This is a genomic window from Streptomyces sp. NPDC047869 (assembly GCF_040704065.1).
In the GTDB taxonomy this organism is placed as follows: Bacteria; Actinomycetota; Actinomycetes; order Streptomycetales; family Streptomycetaceae; genus Streptomyces.
On record NZ_JBEYRK010000019.1, the window covers coordinates 127,327 to 151,981 of the forward strand.

The window sequence follows — 24,655 nt, forward strand, 5'->3', positions numbered from 1 at the left end:
GGTCCGCTGGTGCTTGACCCAGCCGGCCTGGCGGATCTGCCCAGCGGCGCGCGCTCGGCCGGACGTTACTCGGTGCGCAGCGCCGTGGCCGTACGGGCCTTGGCCGCCCAGCCGGCCGGAACCAGCGCGCCCAACATCGCGATCATGACCCCACCCAGCCCCAGCAGGACCAGTTGAACAGGACTGTACACACCGAGGACCGGCGACGGCATACGGGTGCCTACGGCACGCCCCATCACTGGCATGACAACGTGGTGCAGCGCGTACCCCGCCGGTACGCCGATCAGCCCTCCGATCACCCCGATCGCGGTCACCGAGGCGAGCACGAGGCTCATGGTCTGCCGCGGCGACATGCCGATCGCCTTGCAGACGCCCAGGTCGTGGACACGTTCCCAGGTGTCCAGGATGACGGAGTTGAGTACGCCGAGGCCGGTCACGGAGACCAGCATGAGGGTGAGCAGCACCGCCATCGCATCCATGATGAGAATGACGCCCTTTTGCTCCGATGGGGCGTTGGTCGCAGCGTCGCCGCCCAGCGGCTGCACGACCGCGGCGAGCTTCTGGGCGTACTCGTCGGCGGAGACACCGGGCTTCACCTCGACGAGGAAGGTACTGGGCTCGGACGACCGGAAGTTGGCCATGTCCGCGTGGATCTCCAGCTCGTTGCCCGAGGTGTCGAAGGACTCGCCCACGATCCGCAGGTTCGCGGTCTCGTTCTCGTAGGTCACCCGTACCGTGTCACCGATCTTGGTGCTCGTCCTTTCCAGGAAGCGCGTGGGCACCACGACCTGCCCCTTGCCGGTGATCCAGTGCCCGGAGAGCATCTCGTAGCTGCCGGAGCGCGAATCACCCTCGTAGAGGCTGGCCTGAACCGATCCGGAGATCCCGGCCACGGCGACCTCGCTCTGGGCCTTGCCGTAGTACGATCCCGTGCCCGCCTGCGACGTGATGGCAGACCGCACCTTCGCCGGTGCGGCGACCTTGGGTTTGGACGTGCTTGCCACGCCGCCACCCACGGGAGACGTGCTTGCCGCGCCGCCCTCTACAGGAGGGGGCGGAGGGGGAGCGACGTTCTTCAGCTTGGTTGTCTTGACCGTGACCGCGGCACGGCTGTCGGTGTCCTGGGAGGCACCGACCTCGCTCAGGGACGAGGTCAGCCCCACCGCGAAGGTCGTCGCGATCGTTCCGAACGCCACCGCGAGCAGCATCGCGAGGGTACGGACCGGATGCGTGAAGGGGGTGGCGAGCCCGTAGGTCACTGGTCGTGGCAGCGGTAGCTGCCCGATCGCCCGGTGCGCCCACTGGCCGCGGCCCGTGCGCGGCGACCGGCCGACCGCGATGGCCTCGACCGTACGCAGTCTTCCGGCCCGTAGTGCGGGAATCAGCGCGGCGAGCCCCACGACGACCAGGGTGGTGACCGGCACCGCGACGTCCACCCACCAGGCCGTCGAAAGCGAGACGGTGCCGTACACCTCCTGGGTGTCCCCCAGCAGCGGCGCTGCCAGGAGGTTTCCCAGGACGACCCCCGCGGCGATGCCGGCGCCGGCCGGAATGAGTGCCTGGGCCACGTAGGCGCGTACGACCTCGCGTGGGGTGAAGCCGATGGCCTTGAGAATGCCGATCCTGCGCAGGCTGGTGCCGACCGCACCGCTGATCACACCGCTGACGGTGATCACCGACATCACGATGCCGAGCACACCGAAAGCCATCACGAACGGGACGGTCGCCGCTGCACCCTGATCTGCGGCGCGCTTGGTGTCCAGCCAGGACTGGGTACCCAGCAGCGCCCCGGGCCCTACGGAGGCGGCGAGCTTCTTCCGGTCGGCGAGGATCTGCTCCTTCGTGCTTGCGGAGTCGAAGCGGTAGAGCATCTGACTCGTGACCGGGCGGCCCTCCGAGGCCAGCGCGTCGACCTGCGCGGGGGTCGCCCAGGCGTCGGCGGTCTTGCCGGCCGACACGACGAAACCGACGATCGAAAGTGTCTGGGCGTTCGTGGTGCCCGAAGCCTTCAGGGTGGAGCCGATCTCGATGGCAGGCCCTTCGAACGATGCGGCGAGCACGATCTCGCCCGGCTTCTGCGGCCACCGGCCGGACTTCAGTTCCACGTGGTCCACGTCGCCGTCCGGACCGGACCGCCCGACCAGGGTCAGCGTCGGCATTTGGAAGCCCGACTGGTCCACCGGGCGGAACACCGTGGACGGGTACGGTCCAACGCTCGCGGTGACGCCGGCCAGCTTTCCGGTCTCCGCCAGTTGCGCAGCGCTCGCCTTGGCAGGATCGAACTGTGCGGTGATGTGCGCGCCCTGCTGCTTGTTGAAGGCGTGGTCGAAGGGGGCGGCTGCGGCGACCATGAGCGACCCGGCAACCACGGCCGAGGCCACGGCCATCAACGTGGCCACGGCGATCACCACCGTCTGCACCCGCCGCCGGCCCACCCCGGAGCGTACGACCCGGCCCATCGCGCCGGTACCGAACAGGCTCATCGGACGGCCCGCGCGTACGAGTCGAGGGCAACCTGACCGTCGACCAGGTGAATCGTGCGGCTCGCGCACGCCTCCGCCAGCGCCAGGTCATGCGTCACCAGCACGATCGTCTGTCCGCCGCGGTGCAGATCCATCAGCAGACTGCGGACGTCGTGGCCCGAGGCGGTGTCGAGCGCACCGGTGGGCTCGTCAGCGAGTAGCAGCGCGGGCCGGTTGACCAACGCCCGGGCGATCCCGACCCGCTGGCGTTCACCTCCGGACAGCCGGCCCGGGTAGGCGCGGGCATGCTTCTGGATGCCCAGCATCTCCATGAGCTCACCCGCACGGGCCGCGGCCTTGCGTCGACCGGTCCCGGTCAGCTGGGCCGGGAGCTGGATGTTGTCGGTGACAGTGAGGTCGCCGAGAAGATTGAAGAACTGGAAGGCCATGCCGATGTGCTCGCGACGGAACCTGGCGAGGGCGTGCTCGCTCAACTGGTCGATCCGCCGCCCGGCCACGATCACCGCTCCATCGGTCGGCTTGTCCAGGCCGGCGACAAGGTTCAGCAGTGTGGACTTGCCACTGCCGGAAGGGCCCGTCACGGCAAGGGCCTCACCCTTGGCGACGCTGAGCGTGAGCGGTCCCAGCGCCGGCGCGCCGGCGCTGCCGTAGCGCTTCGCCGCTCCCTCCAGCTCGATCACTTGATGCATACGAGTTGTCTGTCCTTCACGGTCGCGAGGCACATGCCGTTGTCGGCCCCGCGAACCTAGAGGCTGCCGCGGACGAGGCGCGTCGGCCGCGGAACCAACATCAGACCCTCCCTCCGGAGGATTGGGCCGCGGAGTCATACCTGAGAAGGAGTCCTTTCGGACAACGCCCTGAACAGACAGACAGACAGACAGACAGACAGACGGACGCGGGCCGGGCGGAGAGCGCAACACAATGTGCGGATGGAGACGGAAGACCGGCGCAGCTCGCATCAGCAACTCATCGACGCGCTACGCCCGGAGGCGAAGGCCGCCCCGCTGTCCCGGCGAGCGGTGCGCACCGATGTGGTGCTGGCGAGCCTCCTGACCGTCATCGCCCTGTTCGTGGCAGTGCGCTATCCCGGCGACGGGCCGGTGAACATCGACCCGAAGGCCAATGTCGGGGCCGGGATCCCGGCCCCGCCCCCGCCGCCCGTCCCCGGTCAGGCACCCCTGGAGGACGAGCCCTCCTCCGTGCCCTGGGCCCTGGTCGTCCTGTCGACGCTGCCGCTGGCAGCCCGGCGCCGGTATCCGCTGACCATGTTCGTGACGGTACTGGGCGCGGCACTGGCCATCGGCAGCTCCGCCTACTGGATCACCGTCCTGGCCTGTGTCATCGGCGCCTATAGCGCCGTCGTATACAGCCGATACCGGATAGCGGCGATTGCCGTCCTGGTGATCGCCGCCGCGCTGTCCGGTGTCGCTTTCCGCAACGCGGACCCTGTCCTCCCGGGATGGTCCAGCCCGGGATTCGTGCTGCTGGTGGCCGGGATGCTGGCCAGCCTCGTCCGCTTCCTGCAACTGCGGCTGGCCTCCAGCCGGGACCGGCTCACACAACTGCAGGAGGCTCAGGAAGAAGCCACGCGCCGGGCCGTCGAGGAAGAGCGCGCCCGCATTGCCGCCGAACTGCACGACGTTGTGACCCACAATGTGAGCGTGATGGTGATCCAGGCAGGCGCGGCCCGCAAAGTGATGGACGTGGAACCCGAGCAGTCGAAGGAGGCACTGCTGGCCGTCGAGGCGAGCGGCCGGGCCGCCATGGCCGAACTGCGCCATGTGATGGGCCTGTTGGCCGCCCCGGACCACGAGAGACTCGACGGCCTGGAGCCCCAGCCCGGGCTCGGGCAGCTCGACGCGCTGGTGGCACGAGTACGCGCCGCCGGGACGCCCGTCAGCGTCGAGGTGTCGCTGCCACCGGAACCGCTGCCACCCGGGGTGGACCTCGCGGCGTATCGCGTCGTACAGGAGGCGCTGACCAACACGATCAAACATGCGCGCGGCGCGGAGGCGTCCGTCGCCATCGGTTACACCGACGACGGGCTGGATATCGAGGTCACGGACACCGGCGGCGCCAAGGAATCCCCGCCGGTGGAGAGCAACGGCCGTGGCCACATGGGGCTGCGCGAGCGGTTGGCCGTCTACAAGGGCGAGCTGACGGCCGGGCCGACAAAGGCCGGCGGATACCAGGTCACGGCCCGTATCCCGCGGAGCTCCGTATGAACATGGACCAGCCACCGCTGCGCGCCGTCATCGCCGATGACCAAGCCCTCGTACGCACCGGTTTCAAGATGATCCTGGCTGCGGACGGCATCGAAGTGACGGCCGAGGCGGCCGACGGGGCCGAGGCTGTCGCAGCGGTTCATCGTACGCGGCCCGACGTCGTCCTCATGGACATCCGGATGCCGGAGATGGACGGCATCGAGGCCACCAGGCGCATCCTCGGCGACGCCGGCCCGGATGGAACGCGGGTCATCATCCTCACCACGTACGACCTCGACCACTACGTCTACGCCGCGCTCACGGCCGGCGCCAGCGGCTTCCTGCTCAAGGATGTCACCCCCGAACATCTGGTCTCCGCCTTACGCCTGGTGCAGTCCGGCGACGCTCTCCTCGCGCCCACGATCACTCGTCGGCTGATCGAGCGGTTCGCCCATCGCGACGAACCGCAGACCATCGCCGCGCACCGCGGTCTGTCCGAGCTGACCCCGCGCGAACTCGAGGTGCTCCGTCTGCTGGCGACGGGCCTCAGCAATGCCGAACTCGCCTCCCGGCTGTTCCTCAGCCCGACCACGGTCAAGAGCCACGTCGGCCGCATCCTGTCGAAGCTGGACCTGCGCGACCGGGTCCAGGCCGTCGTCTTCGCCTACGAGACGGGTCTGATCGCCCCGGGCGGTGGCGCCTAGCTCAAGCGTATGTCCACTATCCCGGGCGCCGCTGCTGACCAGTGGCTTTGTCACTCGGCGACCTCCGCACGGCTCGGCGGTCGGCCGAGCCGTGAACGACGCACACCGCCGCCGGAGGCATCCGGCGGCGGTGTCGTCTCGAGGTACTACAGGCCCTGTCAGCCTGGCGGGGTCACAGCACCTGGGCCCACGGATCCCGGCCCAGGGACTTGATGCGGCGCTCCTCCGTCCGGGTCAGGAACAGCGGGGCGGTACGGCCCCACAGTCCCTCGCCCGAGAGGGGATGGTCGTCGAACTCCCGCGAGCACATCGCCCGCGCCTGCGAGAGAACCCTTCAGGCGCTCCGCGCCGAGCAGGGCTAGCGCGCGTCGACGGCCGCTGATCGTCGGGGGTCGTGTTGAGGGCGCCGCATGACCAGCACTCGCAGAGGGCTTCGAAACGCCGCAGGAAGCGGTCGGTAACGCATCACCGCCTGCATTCCGCTGGCCGCCGGCCCCGACGGGGCCGTCTTTGGACGCCCACTCCAGTAGAACCCCGGCTGGCTCGCCCCGGGTGCCACAACTTGGTGCATCCGGTTTTCCGATTGGCGGGGAAGCCGGATGGGGTGGATTGGGAGGTGGCTGTGGAGGGTGATGTGAACTTGGCCCTGGATGAGGTGTTGGGTGAGGCGGAGGATGCCGCGCCGGTGGAGTCGGTGGACGTGGTTGCACGGAATCTGGAGAAGCGGTTCTCGGCGACGGAGGTGTCGTTCTGGTTCGTCGACATGCTCGGGCGTGAGGCTGTCCGGCTGCCCAGAGCCGGCACTGCTTCGCAGGCGCGGGGTGCGGCGGAGCGGATCGGGCTGGCAGGCAGCGTCTTTGACCGGGTGCTGCGCTCCCAGCGCCTGCGCCAGGAGGACGTCGAGGGTGGTTGTCGGCTGGTGGCGCCGGTGACGAACCGCGGTGACTGCATCGGCGTCCTGGACCTGGTCGTGCCGTCCGCGGACGAGAAGGTGCGCGAGGCGGTGGGACAGGCCGCGCACGCGCTGGCATACATAGTGGTGACCGACCGCCGCTTCACTGATCTTTACCACTGGGGACGGCGTACCACCAGGATGAGTCTGGCCGCGGAGATCCAGCACCAGCTGCTGCCGTCGGCGTCCTGCTGCGAAGGGGCCCACTTCACCCTGGCGGGCGGCCTGGCCCCGGCCGACGACATCGGCGGCGACACCTACGACTACGCCCTCGACCAAGACACCCTCCACCTGTCGATCACCGACGCGATGGGCCACGACACGGCCTCCGCGCTGCTGGCCACGCTCACCGTCAACGCCCTCCGCGGAGCCCGCCGCGCAGGGCACAGCATCCTTGACCAGGCCGACGCCGCGCACCGGGCTCTCCGCGATCACGCCCGCGGCACGACCACCGGGCAGCTGCTGCGCATTCGGCTGGACAGCGGAGTCTGCGAACTGGTCAACGCCGGCCACCCCTGGCCCTTGCTGGTACGCGGAGGCCGGGTGGAGGAGCTGCCCATCAAGGTCAATCTGCCGTTCGGTGTGCCCGCCCCGGTCACCTACGGGGTGCAGCACCTGCGCTTGGAGCCGGGCGATCGGCTGGTGCTGATCACCGACGGCATGCGGGAGCGCAGCGCGGCCGCGGTCGACCTGCTGGCCCTCATCGCCGACACCCGCGACGAGCACCCCCGTGAAGTGGTCCGCGCCCTGACGGCAGCAGTCCTCGCCGCGTGCCGGGCGTCCCTGGCAGACGATGCCACCACGCTGGTACTGGACTGGCACGGCAGCCGTACCGGGCAGCGCCGCACCAACGGGGGATCCAACACCTGATCCATCTGTATGGGTCAGGCGGAGGGAAGTCTTGGTTCTACGGCTAGGCCGGCGTCGCTCGCTGGAGTGGCAGACCTGGCCGGGATCCTCGGTTCGGCAGCGTGCCGGGGGACCGCCCCTCTGGCTCGGCTGCTTCAGGCTTCCCTGCTCATACGCCGTACGGCGACGGCCGGGAAGGACGCTGTCTGCCGCCCGTCCGGCCTCGATCCAGGAGCGGCGGCACCGCTCAGGTGGTGAGGCGGAGGCTGGGGTAGCAGGGGATGGTGAACAGCCTCCCGCAGAGGATCGTGCATAGGGCTGGTACCGACGCCGTGGCTCCTGTCACCTGCTCGCTGTAGTCAGTCGGTTGGTGAGGTCAGGCGCTCGACGTCGCCTGGCTGCAGATCGGGGCGCAGACGGTGGAATCGGGCGGGATGCCGCCAGCGGCCGGCTGCATCGCGGGCGGTGTCGACGCCGACTTCGACCACGAGGTCGGGGTTCACCAGGTTTGCGTCCAGCGGTTGGCGGCTGCCCCATCCAGTGGCGAACGTCCATCCCGCCCATGGGTGGCCGCTGGTGGCCGGGGTGAGGAGAGCGGCGGCCGAGCCGGCGACGGTCCGGGCGAGGGTGGTGGTCCGTCCCACGTACTGGAAGCGGCCGCTGATGTCGTAGCGGCCGAGCAGCAGGGTGCCTGGTGCGGTGGGCGGGCCGGTGACGGCGCCGACGATGGCTTCGGTCGTCTCCCGGGTCTTGTACTTGCGCCAGCCCCTGACCGAGGGCCGGTAGGGGTCGTTGAGCCGTTTGAGGACGACGCCCTCGATGCGGACCGTTCCCCAGGTGAGCCACTCGCGGACCATGGCGGGGTCGGTGGTCGACGGGCACAGCGCCCACGGCGCGAGCAGCCCCCGCCCAGTGAACAGTTCCTCGAGCGCGGCCCGGCGCCGGGTGTAGGGCCAGGCGGTGGTGTCGGTCCCGGACAGTCGCAGCAGGTCGAACGCGACGAACTGCGCCGGCCACTGCTCGGCCGCGCGCGCGGCGCCGGCTCCGCGACCGTGCAGCCGGTTCTGCAGCTGCTCGAAGGAGAGCTGCCCCTGCTCCCAGTCCCACACGATCAGTTCGCCGTCCAGGGCGGTCTGGTCCGGCAGCTGTGCGGTGCCCACCACGATCTCCGGGAACGCCGGGCCCATCTGGGTGCCGCGGCGCGAGCGCAGCATGACGGTGTCCGCGTCGATGCAGACGGCCGCGCGGAAGCCGTCCCACTTCGGCTCCGCCGCCCACCCGGTGGTCAGCTCGGGGCTGTCCGTGGCCACGCTGAGCATCGGCTCGGGCAGGGACCACGTCATAGGGCAAGTGTTCCACCACATGCCGCCGGTGCCCCTGGATGAAAATGCCGCTGAACGGTGCTGAACTCGGGAAGTGATGGCCTGCAACACCTTGCGGAGCCCAGTGATTGAAGGCCCACTTCAGGGCCGTACCCCGAGGGTCCGCGGCAGTGTTCCATGCTGGCCGTCAAGCGCGGCTGTGGCGGCGCTGCGCGCTGGCCTTCGGCCACCCTGGCACGACACCGGACCGGGACTTCTACAGCGGGTGGAGTTGCCTCTTATGGGGTGAGGACGATGCGGCCGTCGGTTGCGTGGTTCCCGAGCCGTTCGTGTGCGGTCGCCGCGTCAGCCAGGGGGAGCACTTCGATCTCGGTGTCGGCCAGTCCGCCCGCGACCGCCTTCAGGGCGGCCTCAGCGGCGGGCTGAACGGCCTCGGGGTGGGCCGGCACGTAGCGGCCAGCGTTGAACCCGGCGACGGTGATGTTGCCCTGCCAGACACGGTTGCCGTCGATGCGGTGGTCCCAGTCGCCGCTGGCGTTGCCGACCAGCAGGAGACGGCCTGACGGTGCGAGCAGGTCCATGCTCTGGGTACGGACGAGCCCACCGACGGGGTCGACGATGACGTCGAACTCCTCACCGCCGAGCACGTCGGGCAGTTGAGCGGAGTCGACGATGGTGTCGTAGGGCAGCCTGCTGGCGGCTGCCGCGCCCGTCCTCTGGGAACGGACCGTGCCGACCACCCGGGATGCGCCGAGCTGTCGGGCGATGCCGGGGAAGGCGGCGGCCAACCCGCCCAGCGCGCCGTGGATGAGGACGTTTTCCCCTGCGGACATGCTGATGGCGCGGGTGAGCGCGATGTGGGCCATGATCGCGTTGGGGACGACGGCGACGGCAAGGGCGGGATCGATGTCGTAGTCCTGCGTCGACACGACCCGCGCCTGGTCGCTGACGTGCACCGACGCGTATCCACCTGTCGCGTTGGCGGACAGTGACACCACCTTCTCGCCGACGGCGAAACCGGTGACGCCCTCGCCGAGTGCGCGCACTGTGCCGGCGACCTCGAGACCGGGAACGTACGGCGGCTGCGGCAGCCCGGGAACGTCCTTGAACAGGCCCTGCCGGATGTAGACGTCGATGAGTCCGACGGCGGCGTGCCAAGGACGCCGCCGAGAAGGCCGCCGAGTCCCTCAAGGCCGCCGGCGCCTCCGTCGAGGTCAAGTAACACCTCCCGGGTTGGTTCCACTGAGCAGGTGTGGGGTCACCCCCGGGCAAGGGGTGGTCGGTTTCAATGAGCGCCATCAAAGGCGCCGCGCTGCTGCGCACCGGCGCCGCACAGATGCTGGACGCTCTCGACCTGGCCGAGGCTCCCGCCCATGGCGAGACCGCCCAACTCCTGACGGCTCTGGCCCTCTTCAACCGCCTGGCCTTCGGCTTCGAGACCGGCCAGTTCCACGGACTCGTCGAGGACGCACAGCGCAGCATCCTGGATCACCTGATCACCGTCGGCCGCTTCTCCACGACATCTCCTGGTGCCCGGCTCACCGCTGCGCCCGGCCTCAGAGCTTCCAGGATCGCAGTGCCTCGGCGACGGCATAGACACTTAGGCGGGTGTCCCGGACCTTGCGGACGAGGTCGGAAAGGGCGCCGTAGGGCGGATCGATGCCTTCACCGGACTGGTCCATGTACTGGGCGGCGACAAAGGCAGCGAAGAGACTGTTCCGGTGTGGAAGGGGCTCAAGCCGCACGATGGTGTGCAACAGGGCGGCTGCGCGCCAGGCGGCATCCGGGTCGGCCGTCTCGAGTGTCGGCATCTTGGTTTTGTGCCGTGCGACTGCCGCCACCAGCGCCGAGTAGTCCGTTACCGTCACGTCCTCCTGCCCCAGGGCCGCCTCCTGGACGTCGAGCAGCCACGAGACGTCGATGTGCAGGTTCATCAGGCTGCTGCAGCTCCGTCGCCGCGTTGTGAGGGGGGAACCTCGTCGGGGAACGCATCGTCGAACTCGCTGCGCAGCCTGTCGGCCCAGGCGACGGCGCCGGCGACGAACCGCTTGCGGTGCATCTCGCGTACGCCGAGGTCGTGCAGGTACTGCTTCAGGCTCTTGCCCTCCGCGGCGGCGGCGGCACGGACGCCCTCCATCTCCTCGTCGGAGAAAGACACGTTCAGTGATGGCATACCTGAATGGTACCTAGTTGGTACCAGGTATGCCAGAGCTTGCCTTCCATGGCTTCCGTGGCGACGCGTGACCACCTTCCCTGCGTCAATCCCACCAAGGCGCCGGACGCGACTGCCCGACCGTCGGCGTGCTCCGCCCTATCGCCCCCGTCCCTCGACCCGCCGCCCGCGTCCGCGGTGAGCGGTCCAGTCGGGGGTCGGCCGCCGTCCGCCTAGAGGCTGCAACGCCCGGATGTCCTGTGACATGGAACCTTGAGCGCGGGCCAATGGAGTTTGAGTGACGCGTAATGGGTCGCCCCGCATTCCGGCCCACCTGGCGAGCCACGCAAAGGTGACCTCTGCCTCGCCGCACCGCTTCTCCACTCCTCGACACCTCGGTCGGTGAAATACACGGAGAGGGCGGCGTACCGGCTGCCGCCCCTTCGTGACAGCAGTCACCAGGACTTCAGCCTGCTGACGCGTACCTCGTGTCCGAAAGTCACGGTCACCGGCAACCCGTCCCGCCAGAGTGCTCGATCGCTGAGCTTTCCGGTCCTGTGCCGCGTCGGGGTCTTGTATGACCCTCCGCATCGTCTGTCCGGATACGTCACCTTTGAGCACCCCTCGTTCGGTACTGCCGCCCTCTTGGTGGGCGTCGGTGTGGTGACACTGATACATCTGCTGATGAGGCAGCGCTGACCGGCTTTGCGCCTGCGCTCAAAATCCGATGGCAGGCGGTCAAGATTCGGTGACACAGGACACCAGATTCCGCTTACCGCCTCGGCGCCCGGGACGGCAGGCGCAGCGCATCTCGCAGTCTGTCCGGGGCTGTTTTTGACCTGACCGGCCTTTCCCGGGTGCCGCGCGGGAGCCTTGTCCGGCCCCATACTGTTTCGGCGGCTTCAAGATGGGCTGCAGAGGGACGAGCCGGGGGGCGGGATGGCGCGGGTCGTGGCGGTGCACGGAGTGGGCAAGCAACTTCTCGGTGAGGAATCCCTGTTAGGGCAGTGGCGTCCCGCGCTGGCTGATGGGCTGCGACGGGCGGGGGCCGGGCGCACCGCGGCGGAACTGCATGTGGAGATGGCGTTCTACGGTGACTGCTTCCGCCGGGCAGGCGGTTTCCTGGCCCCCGGTGACCCGCCATACACAGCGGACGACGTCGAGGAAGGCTTCGAGAGGGAACTGCTGCTCGCATGGTGGCGTGCGGCCGCCGAGACCGACCCGGGCGTCGTGCCGCCCGGTGCGGAGACACTCGCGGCCACTCCGCAGACGGTGCAAGCGGCGCTCCGCGCGCTGTCGGGGTCGCGGTTCTTCGCAGGGGTGGCGTTGCGCGCTCTGATCTCTGACCTGAAGCAGGTCCGTCTCTACCTGACCGACGCCGGGATCCGGGAGCGGGTGCGGGATCGGGTGCTGCAGGTGATCTCCGAGGACACGCGGGTGGTGGTGGCGCACTCGCTGGGCTCTGTGGTCGCCTATGAAGCGTTGTGCGCCAGGCCCGGCCACGGGGTGCGGGCGCTGGTCACCTTCGGCTCACCCCTCGGCATCCCGCATCTGGTCCTACACCGGCTCGACCCTGCGCCGCTGCGCCTGGGCGGTGGGGTACAGGGGATCTGGCCGGGAGGGCGGGGGCTGGTGTGGACGAACATCGCCGATGACGGTGACGTCGTGGCGCTGGTGAAGGATCTCCGCCCGTGCTTCGGTGACCGTCTGCGGTCCGTGAGAGTGCACAACGGCTCGCATGCACACGATGCGCTCGCCTACGTCACGGACGCGCTGTGCGGTCATGCGATCGCCGACGGCCTCCTGTGAATGTCCCTGCGGACCGGGATGGTGAGGAGCCGCGCCGCTTCCTGATCGCCACGGCCGTCACCACGTACTCCGAGTGTCCCGCGTGGGATCGGCCGGAGCTGGCGGAAGCGCGGGAACGGATCATCGATCTGTTTGTTCGTCAACTCGGCTATCAGCACCGGAGCGAACTGGGGCTGAACCCGACCCGTGCCGAGCTCACCAACCGTCTGCGCGCGTTGTGCAAGGCCCCGGACCGGCGCGAGGATGACCTGTTGGCCGTGTACATCTCGTGCCACGGCGAGGTCCTCGACCACAGCGGCGACCATGTCCTGTACCTGGCCGACACCGACCCCGGCGACGTGTCGCACACCGCGCTGCGCACCGTGGAACTCGCCCGCGTCACCCTGCTCGAGACCAAGGTCCGCCGCCTGCTGCTGATTCTGGACACCTGCTACTCCGGTCAGGGAGGCAATGAACTGGCCGCGGCCGCGCTCGAACGGGTCGGCTGGGGGAAGTCCCCTGGAGCCGGTCTGATGGTCATCTCGTCCGCTCAGCCTCACGAGCAGGCGATGTCCGGCGCCTTCCCGACGCTGTTCACCGAGGCAGTCGGCAGCTGGGCCACCGCCGGGCACGGGCCGCAGGCGCTGCCGGTGCCCACCGTGGTGCAGGCGATGAACGACAACCACGCCCGGCCCGGTTACCAGCGCATCTCCCTCACCGTCGTCGGGCTGACCGGCGAACCGCCTCCGTTCCTGGCCAACCCCCGGCACAGCACCCGGCTGACCCACGTCGACCTGGCCGTTCAGCACGCCGCCGAATTCGCCGCACAGGCCCGTCGCCGGGACACGGAGCTGACGACGCGCCTGCTGGCGCGCGCAAAGGCCTCTCACGGTGACAGCACGGACGAATGGTGGTTCTGCGGTCGCCACTCGGCCCTCACCGCCATCACCGACTGGCTCGGCCGGCGCGCGCCGGACAGGCATCCGGCCGCGCTCGTGGTCACCGGAGCACCCGGTTCGGGAAAGACCGCCCTCCTGGGACTGATTGCTGCTCTCTCCCATCCCGAACGCAGAGGCACCGTGCCAAAGCCCCATCTCGGTCTCGCTCCGCACATGATCCCCGCCAAGGGCTCCCTCGACGTGGCCCTCTACGCTCAGGGCCTCACCGACAGCGATGTCCTGCGAGGCCTGGCGGCCGCGATGGAGGTCCACGCCGACACCCCTGCTGCCTTGCTGGCGGCCCTCGCAGGCCGCAACGGCACGCGTCCCTTCACCGCGCTCATCGACGCCCTCGACGAGGCCGCCACACCCGAGACCCTGTGCTCCGACGTCCTGCGCCCACTGATCGAGAAGTCCCGCGGCCGCATCCGGTTCCTGCTGGGCCTGCGCCCACACCTGGAGGGCGCCCTCGGCCTGCGCGACGAGAGCACCCCTGACCGTGAGCCGGTCATCGACCTGGACGCCCCCCGCTACGCCGACCGCGAAGCCCTGCACGCGTACACCGTTCGCAGCCTGCTTGATTCCCACCCCCGCTCCCCCTACCGGCTCAACCGCACCGCGCTGGGACCAGTGGCCGAGGCGGTGGCAGACGCCGCCGGCAACTCCTTCCTCGTCGCCCGCATCACCGCCGGCACCCTGGCTGCGGCCGACCACGCCGCCGACCCGCATGACCCCGAGTGGATCGCCGCGCTGCCACGCCACGCCGGGCAGGCCTTGCGCGAGGACCTCACCCGCAGACTGGGCCGGGACGCCGAACGCGCCGCCGACCTGCTGCGCCCCCTGGCCTTCGCCGCCGGACAGGGCTTGCCCTGGGAGGACATCTGGGCCGCGCTGGCCCGCGCCGTCTCCGGGCGGGACTACACCGACGACGACCTCCTGTGGCTAAGCCACAAGGCCGGTTCCTACGTCGTGGAGGCCACGGAGTCCGGTCATTCCGCCTACCGGCTCCACCATCAGGCCCTGGCGGAACACCTCTGCGAGGGAACCGACCCCCAGGCCGTGCACGCCGCGTTCACCGACACCCTCATGACACGCGTTCCCTACCGGATCGACGGCACCCGCAACTGGTCCCTCGCCCACCCCTACACACTGCGCCATCTGCCCTACCACGCCGCTGCCGCGCACCGCCTGGACGACGTGGTCACGGACCCCGGCTTCCTGGTGCACGCCGACCCCGACGTCCTCGTTCCCGCCCTGCGGGCCGTCCGTTCGGCCCAGGCCCGGGCAACCGCCACGGTCTACCGCGCCTCCCTCGACCAGCACCGCCGCGCCGCGCCCCCGGTCAGACACCACGTGCTCGCCCGCGACGCAGCCCGGCACCAGCTCTCCGCTCTGCACGCGCCCCTCGTCGAGCGCCTGCCCCCGGACAGCTGGAAGCCGAGGTGGGCCACGGCAGGCCCCGCCCTCCCCGGGGCGCTACTGGACACGTTGCTCGGGCACACGGCCGGTGTCATCGCCGTCTCCTGCGTCAGGGTCAACGACCGCCCGGTCGCCGTCACCGGCAGCCACGACCGCACGGTACGCGTATGGGACCTGGAAACCGGCCGGGTCCTGAGCGACCCCCTGCCCGTGGCCAGCAGTTGGCAGTGCGCCGTGGCCTGCACCGCGGTCAACGACATTCCGGTGGCCGTGATCGGCGACAGCGACGGAGTGGGGGTGTGGAATCTGACCAGTGGGCGGCTGCTCGCAGAACCTCTCCCCATACCCGCCCACCGGGCGAACGCCCTGGCCTGCGCCACGGTCGATGGCCGCCCTGTCGCGGTGGTCAGTGAGGGCGACGCGATACGAATCTGGGACCTGCAAACCAGCCGCCCTCTCGGCGCGCCGCTAACCATTCCATTCGGATGGGGGAGTGAGCACCTGGCCTGCGGGGTGATCCACGGCCAGCCGGTCGCCGTCACCGGGAACGACGAGTGCGTGCTGGTGTACGACCTTGCAGGTGACCGCCCCGTACACGTGCCCCCCGGTCTTCACTCCTGGATGACTGACCCCGTGGCCTGCACCACGGTCGGGGGCCTGCCCGTCGCCGTCACCGCCAGCTGGAACGGAGCTCTGAAGATCTGGAACCTGATCACCCGCCGTCCCATCGGCGACCCGCTGACCGGCCATACCGGATCGGTGCGGGCGGTGGCCTGCACCACCGTCGACGGCCGTCCCGTCGCCGTCAGCGCAGGGGTGGACCGCACCGTACGCGTCTGGGACCTGAGCACCCGCAAGCCCGCCGGCGATCCCCTGACCGGGCACACGAAACCGGTGCGGGCGGTGGCCTGCACCACCATCGGGGGCCGTCCCGTCGCCGTCAGCGCCGGGGAAGACCGCACCGTACGCGTCTGGGACCTGAGCACCCGCCAGCCCGGGCCGGAGACCGGGACCGTCGGACCGATGCGGGCGGTGGCCTGCGCCACCCTCAACGGTTTGCCCGTCGCCGTCAGCGCCGATGCCGATGGGAGGGTACGGATCTGGGAGCTGGCCACCGGCCGGCCAATGGGCAAGTGGGTGGCCGGGCACACCGGCGCGCTGTCCGCGATGCTCTGCACCACGGTCGGTGGTGACGCCGTCGCCGTCACCGCCGCCGAGGACGGGAGCGTGCGCATCCAGGATCTGGCCACGGGGCGGCTGCGTGACGAAATCCTTCCCGATCACTTCCGAGGGCGGGCGGCGGTGGCCTGCGCGACGGTCTTCGGCCGTTCGGCCATCGTCGTCGCCAGCGAGATGGAAGGACTGCGAGTGTGGGATCCGGCCACCCGTCAAACGCTCACCGGCCCCGCGAGGGCCTCCGGACCACACACGGTGGCCTGTACAACGGTCAAGGGCCGTCCCATCGCCGTCACCGGCAGCGCACACCGGACGGTGGCCATGTGGGACCTCATCACGGGCGAGCCGGCGGGCGACCCCCTCACCGGTCACACCGGGGCGGTGCGGACGGTTGCCTGCACCACGGTGAGGGGACGTCCCGTGGCCGTCACCGGCAGCGAGCACCGGACCGTACGGGTGTGGGACCTCGCCGCAGGACATACCCTCGGTGACCCTGTGGACGCCCATGCCGGGGCGGTGCGGGCGATCACGTGCACTACGGTCGACGGCCGCCCGGTCGCCGTCACCGGCGGCGACGACAGCACCGTGCGCGTGTGGGACGTGGAGCACCAGCGTTGCATGGCGGAACTGGTGATGCCTGCGCCCGTGTACGCGTGCGCCGCCGGGCCGGGCGGGAAACTGGTCGTGGGTACCGGCAGCAGTGTCGTGATGCTCAGCCGCGACCGGGCCGGCCTGCCCGTGGTGACCTGGTGACCCCCTCGTGAGTCCCGCCGGGGCGGGAGCCCAGGCGGCGTCGGTTTGTCATAGGGAGCTCGCCACTATCCGGTCGGCGACGGGATGTTCACTCCAGGTAGCCCAACTCAGCGTCCGGCCGGCACTGCGGGCACGCCGCGACCCCTGCGGCGAGCGCCCGCAGCGCCGCATCCCGTGACACGCCCCGGCTCCGTTTCGCGATGTTCCAGCAAACCGCCGGTGTGAACGTACACCGGCGCGCTGTCCCGATTGAGGCCGAGCTCGAGGAACCAGATCGGCGCCGGGGGCCGGGCCTGCTCGCCCTGCCGCTGCTCCGCCTGCCGGGACCGGCTGGCAGCCGGGAACTTGCGCCCGGGCCTACTGCCTCGGCCATACGGCTCCCGTCCTGCACAGGTCTGTCCGGGCCGAGGGGGCCTTCCACATGCCCCTGGCTTCGAATGACCCGACGCCGCCGATCGGCCTTGTCGCGTCGCGGCCCGTGCTGCCTTCCGATGTAGTGGAGGCTGAGGCTGCATTTCCTGCCGTGTGGGCTCCACAGAGGCGGGAACGCGGTATCGAAGAGCGGCCCGTTCTCGACAGTCTCGTGGGAGAGAGTCATGCCGGCAGGATCCAGTTCCAAGCGTGAACGCCAGTACGAGCACATTAAGGAGGGCGCGCAGGAGCGCGGTGCCTCGGCGGGGCGGGCGAAGGAAATCGCCGCGCGGACGGTCAACAAGGAGCGTGCAAGGGCGGGGGAGTCGACGACGGCCGGCAAGACCTCCACCGGCGACAAGAAGTCCGCCTCTCAGCGTGGCGGCGAGCGCTCCCACGGCGGTGCGCAGGGCCCCACCAGGGACCAGCTCTATGAAGAGGCCAAGAAGAAGAACATCGAGGGCCGCTCCTCGATGAACAAGGAGCAGCTGCGCAAGGCAGTCGGGCGCTGACTGCCGGCCGCCGTAGGCGCCCTGACAGATGAGGCCTTCACTGGCGTTCGTTCTAGCTCTGCGCCTGCGAAGGATGAGCGATCGGGGATCTGCACCGCGTGCCTCACCGACGAGAAAGGCATCCATGCGTATTGCTCGCCGTTCCGCGCTCACTCGCTGGCAACGCTGGCGTTCCGGCCCCACCCTTCGCATCCCGCGTGGCGCCGACGACGTCGAGAACACCAACCGCAGGTTTCTGCTGTACGGCGTCATGCCCTTGTGGTTCGTGCCAGCTGTCGCTGACTGGGTGATGCACCGCCGTTCCGATATCGAGCACACCAGCGGTGTGCGCGAATCAGCGATCCACGCCCTGATGATGACCGAGGCAGGCCTGCCGGTGGTCGCGGGCCTGACCGCCAAGGTGAACCCGCTAGTGCTGTCGCTCATGGGCGGCGCTGCGCTCGCGCACGGGGCCACAGCGCTGTGGGACGTGTCGCTGGCCACCCACAAGCGTGAGGTGACGCCCGTCGAGCAGCACATTCACAGCTTTCTCGAGGTATTGCCGCTGACGGCCGCGGCCTTCACCACCTGCCTGCACTGGGACCAGGCCCGCAAAGCCATCAAGGGCGGAGGCCGCGCCGACGACTGGAAGCTCCTTCCCAAGGAGCGCCCGCTGTCCGCCCGCTACCTTGGCGCCATCGCCGCCGGAGTCGGCCTCTGCATTGTCCTGCCGTACGCGGAAGAGATGATCCGATGCGTACGGGCTCGCCGCAATGATGAGGTCGGCGTTGTCAATCTGGGCGCGACCCAGACCCCGACGTCAGACCGCTATGCCCTGCCGTCCTGACTGACCCCCGTTGCCGGCGGAGGAGTTACCTCGCCGGAAGACTTCGAACACCGTGCTGGCCCGGCCCAAATTTGACCCAGGCCCCCTCGCTGACCCTGGCCTGGCTAGAGCACAATGCCTCGCGGTGCGCACCGGCCCGGGCGGCGTGGCTCAGCAGCGGGCCTGGCCGGGTCTGCTGGCCATGGTCTAAGCACTACGAGTCCCCGGGCGGGTGATCCGATGCTGCACGAGCACGTGGTCATCTCCCCGCGTGTGCAGGACCGGACGGACGCTGGTGGAACCTGGACTCCCGGCTCAAGGTGTTGGACGCACCTTATGGGCTGCCGCTGACAGCACGGGCATGGTCAGCGTCTCGCGGCCCGCCAGGCTCCTCTGCTGAGACGGCGATACCCGATGAGTGCTGCGGCGATGGCAACGAGCGCGAGGAAGCGCGCGGCTTTGCGTTGATGGCGGCGGTGCAGACATCGGCAGCCGGCCCGCCGGGACACACGGTTGTCTCCGACCACCTAGCGGTGGTGGCCCAGCCACGGTGAGGACTCGACGCCCTACGTCGGCGGGGAGGACCACGCGCCGTCAATATCGGCGTTCGGTTGGCGAGTTACTCGGTGAGGTGTTCCGAGTGGGGGAGCAGGCCCTGGAGCACAGCTACAAGGGGGGCGTAGGAGGCGCTGGTGATCATGTCGGTGGGGTCTTCGCCGGGCTGGAGGAAGACGGGCGCCATGATCCGCGCGACCTTCGTGCTGCCGTTGAGACAGCGCCCCCTCCTTGGGGGGCCTCGCTGTTCCTACGGGCAGTCCTCCCCGAACTTGACCGCGTCCAGGCTGACCGGCTGTCCGTTCAGCCTCACCCCCGCAGCCGGCTTCTGCGTGCACACCTGCCAATTCGACTCCATCAGCACCCACCGGCTTGCGCCCGTAGCGTCAGTCACGGTGATCGACGTGCTGCTGTCGAGGGCCTGCCGGGCAGCCTTCACGCTCTTGCCGTGGAAGTTCGGCATCGTCCTGCCGACCGTCGAGGGCGCGGCCTCATCGTGGGCCGGGCAGGTCTCAGCGAGCTTGACCGCGCCGAAGTCGAGCTCCGTCGTCGTGGGTCGCCTGCACCGTCCGGGGGAACACAGGCGCGACTTGTCGTTCAGGGGCCGCCGTTCGGGGAACAGAGGGTGCTATGTGTGCTCTCGTCATCAACTGCACTCTCAAGCCGTCTCCGCAGACCTCGACACCGAGGCGATGGCCAGCACCGTCATCACCGCCCTGCGGGGGCGTGAGGTAGAGATGGACGTCGTGAGGGTCGTGGACTTGAACATCAAGCCCGGGGTGGAGACCGACATGGGCGAGGGGGACGACTGGCCGGACGTGCACGAGAAGGTGCTGGCACGCCTGGACGCCGTGCTCAATGAAACCGACCACGAGGAGCGCCCGGTCGCGTCCACCGTATGGCGGGTGCCCTGGTCACCGGCAACGAGGACGGCGCACACCACGTCATCAGCGACGCGCTCGGCGCCATCGGCTTCACGATCCCCGGGCAAGCCTGGACCTATTGGCATCTCGGCCCCGGGACGGGTCCGGACTACTTGGACGACCACCGTGGTCACGACTGGGCGGCATCGACTGCACAAAGCATGGCATCCAACCTCGTCCACGAGGCACAAGCACTCGACGCGGTACCCCTGCCCGCTCCGCCGTCCTGACCACACCTCCGGTCTGCCAGGGTGCCTTCTGGGCGCATCACCACAGACACGGTCGCCGGTCGCTGCCGCCCCTGACGGCGGCCGAGTCACGGCCCCCGACCGCTTCGCCGCCGTGGACCCCTCGTCCTCCGCCGCCAGAACGGTTCACCGAGGAGGCCGCCAGAGCGGGAGCGGACGCGACACGTCGGCGTATGGCCCTGGTACGAACCCCGGATCGGGGCGATTGCCGCCCACCATCGCGTGTACACGCCAAGAATCGCACAACCGTGTCGATGCCACGCGTGTATGGCCGTCCGACAGAGCCTGACAGGGGAAGAGGGAATGTGACCCGCACCCGAGCGGATGCCCGCACCCGGCACCCACGCCACGAACGCAGGGGGGAAGCCCGTCTGCCCGCAGTGGTCGCGACGCTCGCGGCGATCACCCTCTACCTCGCCCTGCCGCAACGGCTGCTGATCGCCCCGCGCTACGTGCTGCCGGCTCTGGAGTTCCTCCTCCTCGTGCCGCTCGTCGCCATCAACCCCAAGCGGCTGACCCGCCAGACGAAAATGTTTCGCGTACTGTCCCTGACCCTGGTCGCTGTCATCGCGGCGAGCAACCTCGTCGCGCTGGGACTGCTGATCCACGAGCTCGTCTACGCGGGCGTGAAGGACGGCCGCGGGCTGCTCGTCGCCGCGCTGCAGGTCTGGCTCACCAACATCATCGTTTTCGGGCTGGCCTACTGGGAGCTGGACCGGGGTGGTCCTGTCAGCCGCACGCAAGCTCCCCGAGACGAACTGCCCCTGGCAGACTTCCGCTTCTCGCAGGACGAGGATGACGACGCTGTCGAGGAAGTCGCCGCCGGTGCCAGCCGTACATCGGACTGGGTGCCCACGCTCACGGACTACCTGTACGTGTCCGTCACCAACTCCTCGGCCTTCAGCCCGACCGACACCATGCCGCTGTCCACTCGCGCCAAGTTCCTTATGAGCGTCCAGGGCGTCTCCGCTCTGGTCACCTCACTGCTGGTCATCGCCCGGGCCGTCAGCATCCTCCACTGACATCTACGCCCCTCCTTCGACGCCCGGCCACGCGGGCGGCGGTGACGGTGACCACCTGCAGCTTCAGCAGGGCGTGTTCGGGGACTCGTGCGCCAGCTCGCACTCGGGCGGCCGCTCCTGGTGGTAGAAGTGCCGGACGGTGCGGGGAGAGTCGTGCGAAGACCCGCCCCCCGGCACTCCTTGCACGCCAGCTGCTGCCGGACCCGGTGGACGTCCGCCCAGGCACGACCGCACTACAACGGGGGCGCACCCGGGCGCGACATCCCAGTCGTAGGCTTGAACTCGAAGCCGGGGAACTGTTCGTGTGTGCCGCCTGGATGACCGCGGTGGTCTGCTCGTGGCCGCGTACGTCGGCCGGCGGGTCGGTGTAGGTGCCGTCCTCGGACCACGCGGCAGCGACCGCCTTGGCGAGCGTGTCTGCACCGGTGGCGTTCCACGCCTCGAAATAGCGGGCGACGGCGGCAGCGTAGAGCGACATGGCGAGAGTCCCGTTCCGGTGAAGTGGCATGACATGCAGCCCGGTTGGGCCGGATTCGGGCCGGAGTGCGCCGGCCCGAACCCGATGGCCTCACCATGCCGGGTCCCGTCTCACCGCGCGATTACCGCACAGGTAATGAAGCCCTGACCTCATGACGAGGAGCGGTGCCATGCCTGGTCACAGCCTTAATCAGCCCTTGGACGGTGTCCAGTGCAGCGTGATCGAATGGGGGATGGCATCTTTCTGGACGGGCACCCGGGTTCGCCTGCGCGGTATCGAGCCTGACGACTGGGCGGCGTTCATGCACTTTGCCGTCGATGAGGAACGGTTGGGGGACGTGCTGAATCCACCTCGTTCGGCCGAGGGCTACCGCGCCTGGGCGAGGGAGCAGGCCGCGGCCGAGCCCGGGATCACCCCGCACGGAGGACGAGCCGACAGCCACCGGACATCCCACCCGCTGGAAGAGGTCACCGGCGAGCGGGATCTGCATGCCGAGGAGGACGACTCTCGCAAGCAGACGGCACCGGGCACGGCTGACGAAGAAGCGGATACCCGGCCCACGAGCGGCAGCGAGCCGCCGGCTCAGCCGCGGCTGTCGTACTTCGTCTCGGCGATTACACGGCCGCCGCCGGGCGCCGCACCACCCCTCGACGCCCACGAGGCACGGTGCGCGACGAAATCCTCGCCGACGCCAAGGCCGTGCGCGCCACCGCGGCCCGCCTGAATCAGAAGGAGTCCGCGTCGGCTGCCGAGAAGGACGAAGCGCCTTGCTGCACGCTGTCGCTCAACCGCCGCCTGCCCTGCGGCTGCTGCCCCCACCAGGTTCGAACGGACTGCGAGTGCTGCGCCCACAGGTGCGTGTGCGGTGGCATCCCGGCGAAGTAGTGCGCCGCGGCCGGGTGCCCCCTACGCGCCCGGCTCGCCACCACCAGCACCACACAGCAGGGCGTCGGGCCCGGGGCGGCTGCCGAACCGGGTGGTGAACGCGATCCCGGCGGCGTACTCGTTCGCTGCGCACTGCCCCTTGTAGTCGCCCTCCGCGAAGTCACCGCCCGCCGCCCCGCCGGGACGGTTGTCGGACCGGTCGAACCACACCGTGCGGGCGGCTCCCGCGAGCGCGGTACGGCCCGGCGCGCACAGCGCCGCCGACACGCGCTCCCCGCGCACGCTGTAGCCGGTCAGGAGCCTGCCCGGCGGGCACTGGAGCTTGGTGTACCCCGACGCCCAGTCGCCGCCGGCGGGCACGTACCGCTCGTCGGTGACGACGGTCTGCCTCGCGTCCGTGGCCGGAGTCGCCGTGCCGGCGTCGGTGCACAGGCCGCGGCCGCTGGTGTGGCCCAGGCCGATCAGCCGCAGCCCGTCCGGGCAGGCGGCCTTGCGGGCCCCGGGGTCCCAGTCGCCCGTTGCCCGTGCGCGCAGCGACTCCACCGCGTCGCCGTGGTCGGTGGCGAGCATCCGCCAGACGGGCACGGATGCCACAGGGCCGGTCGTGCCGGGCGCGGACATGAGGTGCCGCCAGGCCGTGCCGCGCCAGTCGGCGCTGTCGAGCACACCGGAGCGGTGCCCGGCGCCGTCGTAGCGCAGCAGCGCCCAGTCGTCGTGGCCCTCGAAGCCGATCAGCGGCCAGTACGCGAAGTCGCTGTCGTGGTCGGTGAGGTAGTCGGTCATGTTGCCGAACCAGGTGCGGGCCACCGGGTTCGTCTCGCCGCTCCCGATGCCGAACTCACTCACCCAGACGGGCGCGGTGTAGTGCCGGCCGCTCTCCTCGACGAAGAACGCCTCGTCGTCCAGCGCCGCGCCCAACTGCTCGCGGGTCATGTCCTGGTAGCGCGCGTCGTGCGTCTCGCCGATGCCGGTGGCGCCGCTGTGGTGGGGACCGGTGTAGCCGTAGAAGTGGGCCGAGTACACCAGCTTGTGGGCGTCCACGAGGGTGTGCGAGAGCGTGCGCACGGGGGTGAGCTGCGGCCGTCCGTGCGGGAGGCCGTCCACGGGCAGGCCGGTCCAGTTGATGCCCTCGACGACGATGAGCAGACGGGGGTCGCCCTCGGTGAGGATCCGGTCCGCGGCGATCTGGGCGGCCGCGTACCAGTCGTGGTCGTCGCCCAGGCCCCAGTTGGGGTCGTCCAGGACGTTGCGCCTGACCTCGTTGTACAAGTCGGCGCCCACCACCCCCGGGACCCGGGCGTAGCGGCGGGCCATGAAGACCCAGTCGTCGGCCCACTGCCGGGTGGACTGCCCGGTGTTCCACCGCTCGTTGCCGTCGACCCCGCAGCACCAACGGGAGGTGTTGGTGTGGTTGTTGAGGATGACCGCGAACCCGCTCCGGCTGAGCGCGTCCACGACGGCGTCGTAGACCTGGAGCGGCGTCCTGCCGCGCAGCTGGGGGTTGGCGGTCACGGCGTTGTTGGGCACCGCGGCCGTGCTGTGGATCATCTCGTTGGAGAACGGCAGCCGGACGGTGTTGATGCCCAGTTCGTGGAAGTCGGTGAGCAGCCCGTCCAGCGGCACGCGGTCGAGACCGAGCGGTATCCCGTGGGAGTCCTGGCCCGCGTGGTGGCTGGCGGGATCGCCGATGTCGCCGCTGCCCGTCCACGAACCCTGCGCGCCGTCCCAGTTGGCGCCCTTCAGCCGGAAGCGGTCACCCCGGGCGTCGACTATGTAGCGGCCCCGGGTGGACAGCGGCGGATACCAGGTCTCGGCCGCCGCCGAGGCGGCGGTCGGGGCTGGTGAGCGGGCCGGCGGCGCGGCGGACGCCGTCGTTGTCTGTGCGGTCAGGAGCACGAGGCCGGCGACCGCTCCGGCCAGACGCAGGACAGTTGGTGCCATCGACATGTGGCCAGCCCTCGGTTGGTGTGGGGGAACCGTTCTCCGAGGCTGTACGGTGCCCTGTCCCGCCGGGAAGGTCCAGACGGCCGACGCACGCGGCGCCATCCGCGCACCGCGGCGGCTTAGATGTAGCTC

Annotated in this window: 21 protein-coding genes and 2 pseudogenes; 10 read left to right on the top strand and 13 right to left on the bottom strand. The window is 69.9% G+C overall.

The features are described 5' to 3' along the window. Window positions 1-65: 65 nt before the first annotated feature. Window positions 66-2,483 carry an FtsX-like permease family protein gene (locus AB0924_RS24250; protein ID WP_366912492.1) on the bottom strand — a complete coding sequence of 806 codons (2,418 nt, stop codon included), beginning with the start codon at window positions 2,481-2,483 and terminating at the stop codon, window positions 66-68. Beyond that, window positions 2,480-3,172, bottom strand: coding sequence for an ABC transporter ATP-binding protein (locus AB0924_RS24255; RefSeq protein WP_358937341.1), 693 nt, complete (start codon window positions 3,170-3,172; stop codon window positions 2,480-2,482). Before AB0924_RS24255 ends, AB0924_RS24250 begins: the two co-directional genes overlap by 4 nt. A 240-nt stretch (window positions 3,173-3,412) precedes the next feature. Here AB0924_RS24255 and AB0924_RS24260 point away from each other — a divergent pair, with 240 nt between their 5' ends. After that, window positions 3,413-4,708: a histidine kinase gene (locus AB0924_RS24260; RefSeq protein WP_366912493.1), complete on the top strand. Its 1,296-nt coding sequence runs from the start codon at window positions 3,413-3,415 to the stop codon at window positions 4,706-4,708. Then, window positions 4,705-5,391, top strand: a complete 687-nt coding sequence (locus AB0924_RS24265) for a response regulator transcription factor (RefSeq protein WP_366912494.1) — start codon at window positions 4,705-4,707, stop codon at window positions 5,389-5,391. Before AB0924_RS24260 ends, AB0924_RS24265 begins: the two co-directional genes overlap by 4 nt. A gap of 172 nt (window positions 5,392-5,563) precedes the next feature. Here AB0924_RS24265 and AB0924_RS24270 read toward each other — a convergent pair whose 3' ends face one another. Continuing rightward, window positions 5,564-5,701, bottom strand: coding sequence for a hypothetical protein (locus AB0924_RS24270; protein WP_366912495.1), 138 nt, complete (start codon window positions 5,699-5,701; stop codon window positions 5,564-5,566). Window positions 5,702-6,013: 312 nt separating this feature from the next. On the opposite strand from AB0924_RS24270, the gene AB0924_RS24275 reads away from it, so the two are divergent. Further along, window positions 6,014-7,213 (top strand): PP2C family protein-serine/threonine phosphatase, encoded by a 1,200-nt coding sequence (locus AB0924_RS24275; RefSeq protein ID WP_366912496.1) that lies wholly within the window; start codon window positions 6,014-6,016, stop codon window positions 7,211-7,213. Between the two features lie 338 nt (window positions 7,214-7,551). Here AB0924_RS24275 and AB0924_RS24280 read toward each other — a convergent pair whose 3' ends face one another. The 5 genes from AB0924_RS24280 to AB0924_RS24300 all read right to left on the bottom strand — a co-directional run bounded on the left by AB0924_RS24280 (window position 7,552) and on the right by AB0924_RS24300 (window position 10,687). Further along, window positions 7,552-8,535, bottom strand: coding sequence for an ATP-dependent DNA ligase (locus AB0924_RS24280; RefSeq protein WP_366912497.1), 984 nt, complete (start codon window positions 8,533-8,535; stop codon window positions 7,552-7,554). Between the two features lie 257 nt (window positions 8,536-8,792). Continuing rightward, on the bottom strand, window positions 8,793-9,650 hold the full coding sequence (locus tag AB0924_RS24285) for a zinc-binding dehydrogenase (protein WP_358937365.1): 858 nt from the start codon (window positions 9,648-9,650) through the stop codon (window positions 8,793-8,795). 149 nt (window positions 9,651-9,799) lie between these two features. Further along, window positions 9,800-10,006 carry a hypothetical protein gene (locus tag AB0924_RS24290; RefSeq protein ID WP_358940501.1) on the bottom strand — a complete coding sequence of 69 codons (207 nt, stop codon included), beginning with the start codon at window positions 10,004-10,006 and terminating at the stop codon, window positions 9,800-9,802. Window positions 10,007-10,070: 64 nt separating this feature from the next. Next, window positions 10,071-10,448, bottom strand: a complete 378-nt coding sequence (locus tag AB0924_RS24295; RefSeq protein ID WP_366912498.1) for a toxin Doc — start codon at window positions 10,446-10,448, stop codon at window positions 10,071-10,073. Next, window positions 10,448-10,687: a hypothetical protein gene (locus AB0924_RS24300; protein WP_358940499.1), complete on the bottom strand. Its 240-nt coding sequence runs from the start codon at window positions 10,685-10,687 to the stop codon at window positions 10,448-10,450. Before AB0924_RS24300 ends, AB0924_RS24295 begins: the two co-directional genes overlap by 1 nt. Before the next feature lie 918 nt (window positions 10,688-11,605). On the opposite strand from AB0924_RS24300, the gene AB0924_RS24305 reads away from it, so the two are divergent. Both AB0924_RS24305 and AB0924_RS24310 read left to right on the top strand, forming a co-directional pair. Beyond that, on the top strand, window positions 11,606-12,475 hold the full coding sequence (locus AB0924_RS24305) for a hypothetical protein (protein WP_358940498.1): 870 nt from the start codon (window positions 11,606-11,608) through the stop codon (window positions 12,473-12,475). Continuing rightward, window positions 12,472-16,740 carry a caspase family protein gene (locus tag AB0924_RS24310; RefSeq protein ID WP_358940497.1) on the top strand — a complete coding sequence of 1,423 codons (4,269 nt, stop codon included), beginning with the start codon at window positions 12,472-12,474 and terminating at the stop codon, window positions 16,738-16,740. Before AB0924_RS24305 ends, AB0924_RS24310 begins: the two co-directional genes overlap by 4 nt. 88 nt (window positions 16,741-16,828) lie before the next feature. Here AB0924_RS24310 and AB0924_RS24315 read toward each other — a convergent pair whose 3' ends face one another. Further along, entirely contained in the window at window positions 16,829-17,383 is a 555-nt protein-coding gene (locus AB0924_RS24315) for a DUF6233 domain-containing protein (RefSeq protein ID WP_366912499.1), read from the bottom strand. Between AB0924_RS24315 and AB0924_RS24320 the strand changes: the two genes are divergently transcribed. Then, window positions 17,337-17,663, top strand: a complete 327-nt coding sequence (locus tag AB0924_RS24320) for a plasmid stabilization protein (protein ID WP_366912500.1) — start codon at window positions 17,337-17,339, stop codon at window positions 17,661-17,663. The two genes, AB0924_RS24315 and AB0924_RS24320, sit on opposite strands and share 47 nt — an antisense overlap. Before the next feature lie 124 nt (window positions 17,664-17,787). Then, window positions 17,788-18,489: a diguanylate cyclase gene (locus tag AB0924_RS24325; RefSeq protein ID WP_366912501.1), complete on the top strand. Its 702-nt coding sequence runs from the start codon at window positions 17,788-17,790 to the stop codon at window positions 18,487-18,489. Window positions 18,490-19,087: 598 nt separating this feature from the next. On the opposite strand, the gene AB0924_RS24330 is transcribed toward AB0924_RS24325, so the two are convergent. Both AB0924_RS24330 and AB0924_RS24335 read right to left on the bottom strand, forming a co-directional pair. After that, window positions 19,088-19,210, bottom strand: a complete 123-nt coding sequence (locus AB0924_RS24330) for a hypothetical protein (RefSeq protein WP_358940493.1) — start codon at window positions 19,208-19,210, stop codon at window positions 19,088-19,090. Between the two features lie 63 nt (window positions 19,211-19,273). After that, the gene (locus AB0924_RS24335; protein ID WP_366912502.1) at window positions 19,274-19,486 is read right to left on the bottom strand and encodes a hypothetical protein; all 213 of its coding nucleotides are present in this window, start codon (window positions 19,484-19,486) and stop codon (window positions 19,274-19,276) included. Window positions 19,487-19,653: 167 nt separating this feature from the next. Between AB0924_RS24335 and AB0924_RS24340 the strand changes: the two are divergent. Both AB0924_RS24340 and AB0924_RS24345 read left to right on the top strand, forming a co-directional pair. Then, window positions 19,654-20,176 (top strand): annotated as a pseudogene (locus AB0924_RS24340) (flavodoxin family protein). A gap of 323 nt (window positions 20,177-20,499) precedes the next feature. Continuing rightward, window positions 20,500-21,216 carry a hypothetical protein gene (locus AB0924_RS24345; RefSeq protein ID WP_366912503.1) on the top strand — a complete coding sequence of 239 codons (717 nt, stop codon included), beginning with the start codon at window positions 20,500-20,502 and terminating at the stop codon, window positions 21,214-21,216. A 272-nt stretch (window positions 21,217-21,488) separates the two neighbouring features. Here the strand turns inward: AB0924_RS24345 and AB0924_RS24350 are convergent. Next, window positions 21,489-21,694: pseudogene (locus AB0924_RS24350) on the bottom strand (nuclear transport factor 2 family protein); the annotation flags it as partial. 169 nt (window positions 21,695-21,863) lie between these two features. On the opposite strand from AB0924_RS24350, the gene AB0924_RS24355 reads away from it, so the two are divergent. Next, complete coding sequence (locus AB0924_RS24355) at window positions 21,864-22,418, top strand: hypothetical protein (RefSeq protein WP_366912504.1); 555 nt, start codon at window positions 21,864-21,866, stop codon at window positions 22,416-22,418. 182 nt (window positions 22,419-22,600) lie between these two features. On the opposite strand, the gene AB0924_RS24360 is transcribed toward AB0924_RS24355, so the two are convergent. Further along, window positions 22,601-24,526, bottom strand: coding sequence for a cellulase family glycosylhydrolase (locus AB0924_RS24360; protein ID WP_366912505.1), 1,926 nt, complete (start codon window positions 24,524-24,526; stop codon window positions 22,601-22,603). Window positions 24,527-24,655: the final 129 nt, after the last annotated feature.

Excerpts from the sequence above, each read along its gene's own strand:
- AB0924_RS24260 (WP_366912493.1), top strand. The coding sequence starts at position 3,413 with ATGGAGACGGAAGACCGGCGCAGCTCGCATCAGCAACTCATCGACGCG.
- AB0924_RS24325 (WP_366912501.1), top strand. The coding sequence starts at position 17,788 with ATGCGTATTGCTCGCCGTTCCGCGCTCACTCGCTGGCAACGCTGGCGT.
- AB0924_RS24265 (WP_366912494.1), top strand. The coding sequence starts at position 4,705 with ATGAACATGGACCAGCCACCGCTGCGCGCCGTCATCGCCGATGACCAA.
- AB0924_RS24330 (WP_358940493.1), bottom strand. The coding sequence starts at position 19,210 with ATGGCGCCCGTCTTCCTCCAGCCCGGCGAAGACCCCACCGACATGATC.
- AB0924_RS24255 (WP_358937341.1), bottom strand. The coding sequence starts at position 3,172 with ATGCATCAAGTGATCGAGCTGGAGGGAGCGGCGAAGCGCTACGGCAGC.
- AB0924_RS24360 (WP_366912505.1), bottom strand. The coding sequence starts at position 24,526 with ATGTCGATGGCACCAACTGTCCTGCGTCTGGCCGGAGCGGTCGCCGGC.
- AB0924_RS24355 (WP_366912504.1), top strand. The coding sequence starts at position 21,864 with ATGCCTGGTCACAGCCTTAATCAGCCCTTGGACGGTGTCCAGTGCAGC.
- AB0924_RS24300 (WP_358940499.1), bottom strand. The coding sequence starts at position 10,687 with ATGCCATCACTGAACGTGTCTTTCTCCGACGAGGAGATGGAGGGCGTC.
- AB0924_RS24315 (WP_366912499.1), bottom strand. The coding sequence starts at position 17,383 with ATGTGCTCGTACTGGCGTTCACGCTTGGAACTGGATCCTGCCGGCATG.
- AB0924_RS24305 (WP_358940498.1), top strand. The coding sequence starts at position 11,606 with ATGGCGCGGGTCGTGGCGGTGCACGGAGTGGGCAAGCAACTTCTCGGT.
- AB0924_RS24335 (WP_366912502.1), bottom strand. The coding sequence starts at position 19,486 with ATGCCGAACTTCCACGGCAAGAGCGTGAAGGCTGCCCGGCAGGCCCTC.
- AB0924_RS24295 (WP_366912498.1), bottom strand. The coding sequence starts at position 10,448 with ATGAACCTGCACATCGACGTCTCGTGGCTGCTCGACGTCCAGGAGGCG.
- AB0924_RS24270 (WP_366912495.1), bottom strand. The coding sequence starts at position 5,701 with ATGTGCTCGCGGGAGTTCGACGACCATCCCCTCTCGGGCGAGGGACTG.
- AB0924_RS24250 (WP_366912492.1), bottom strand. The coding sequence starts at position 2,483 with ATGAGCCTGTTCGGTACCGGCGCGATGGGCCGGGTCGTACGCTCCGGG.
- AB0924_RS24280 (WP_366912497.1), bottom strand. The coding sequence starts at position 8,535 with ATGACGTGGTCCCTGCCCGAGCCGATGCTCAGCGTGGCCACGGACAGC.
- AB0924_RS24320 (WP_366912500.1), top strand. The coding sequence starts at position 17,337 with ATGCCGGCAGGATCCAGTTCCAAGCGTGAACGCCAGTACGAGCACATT.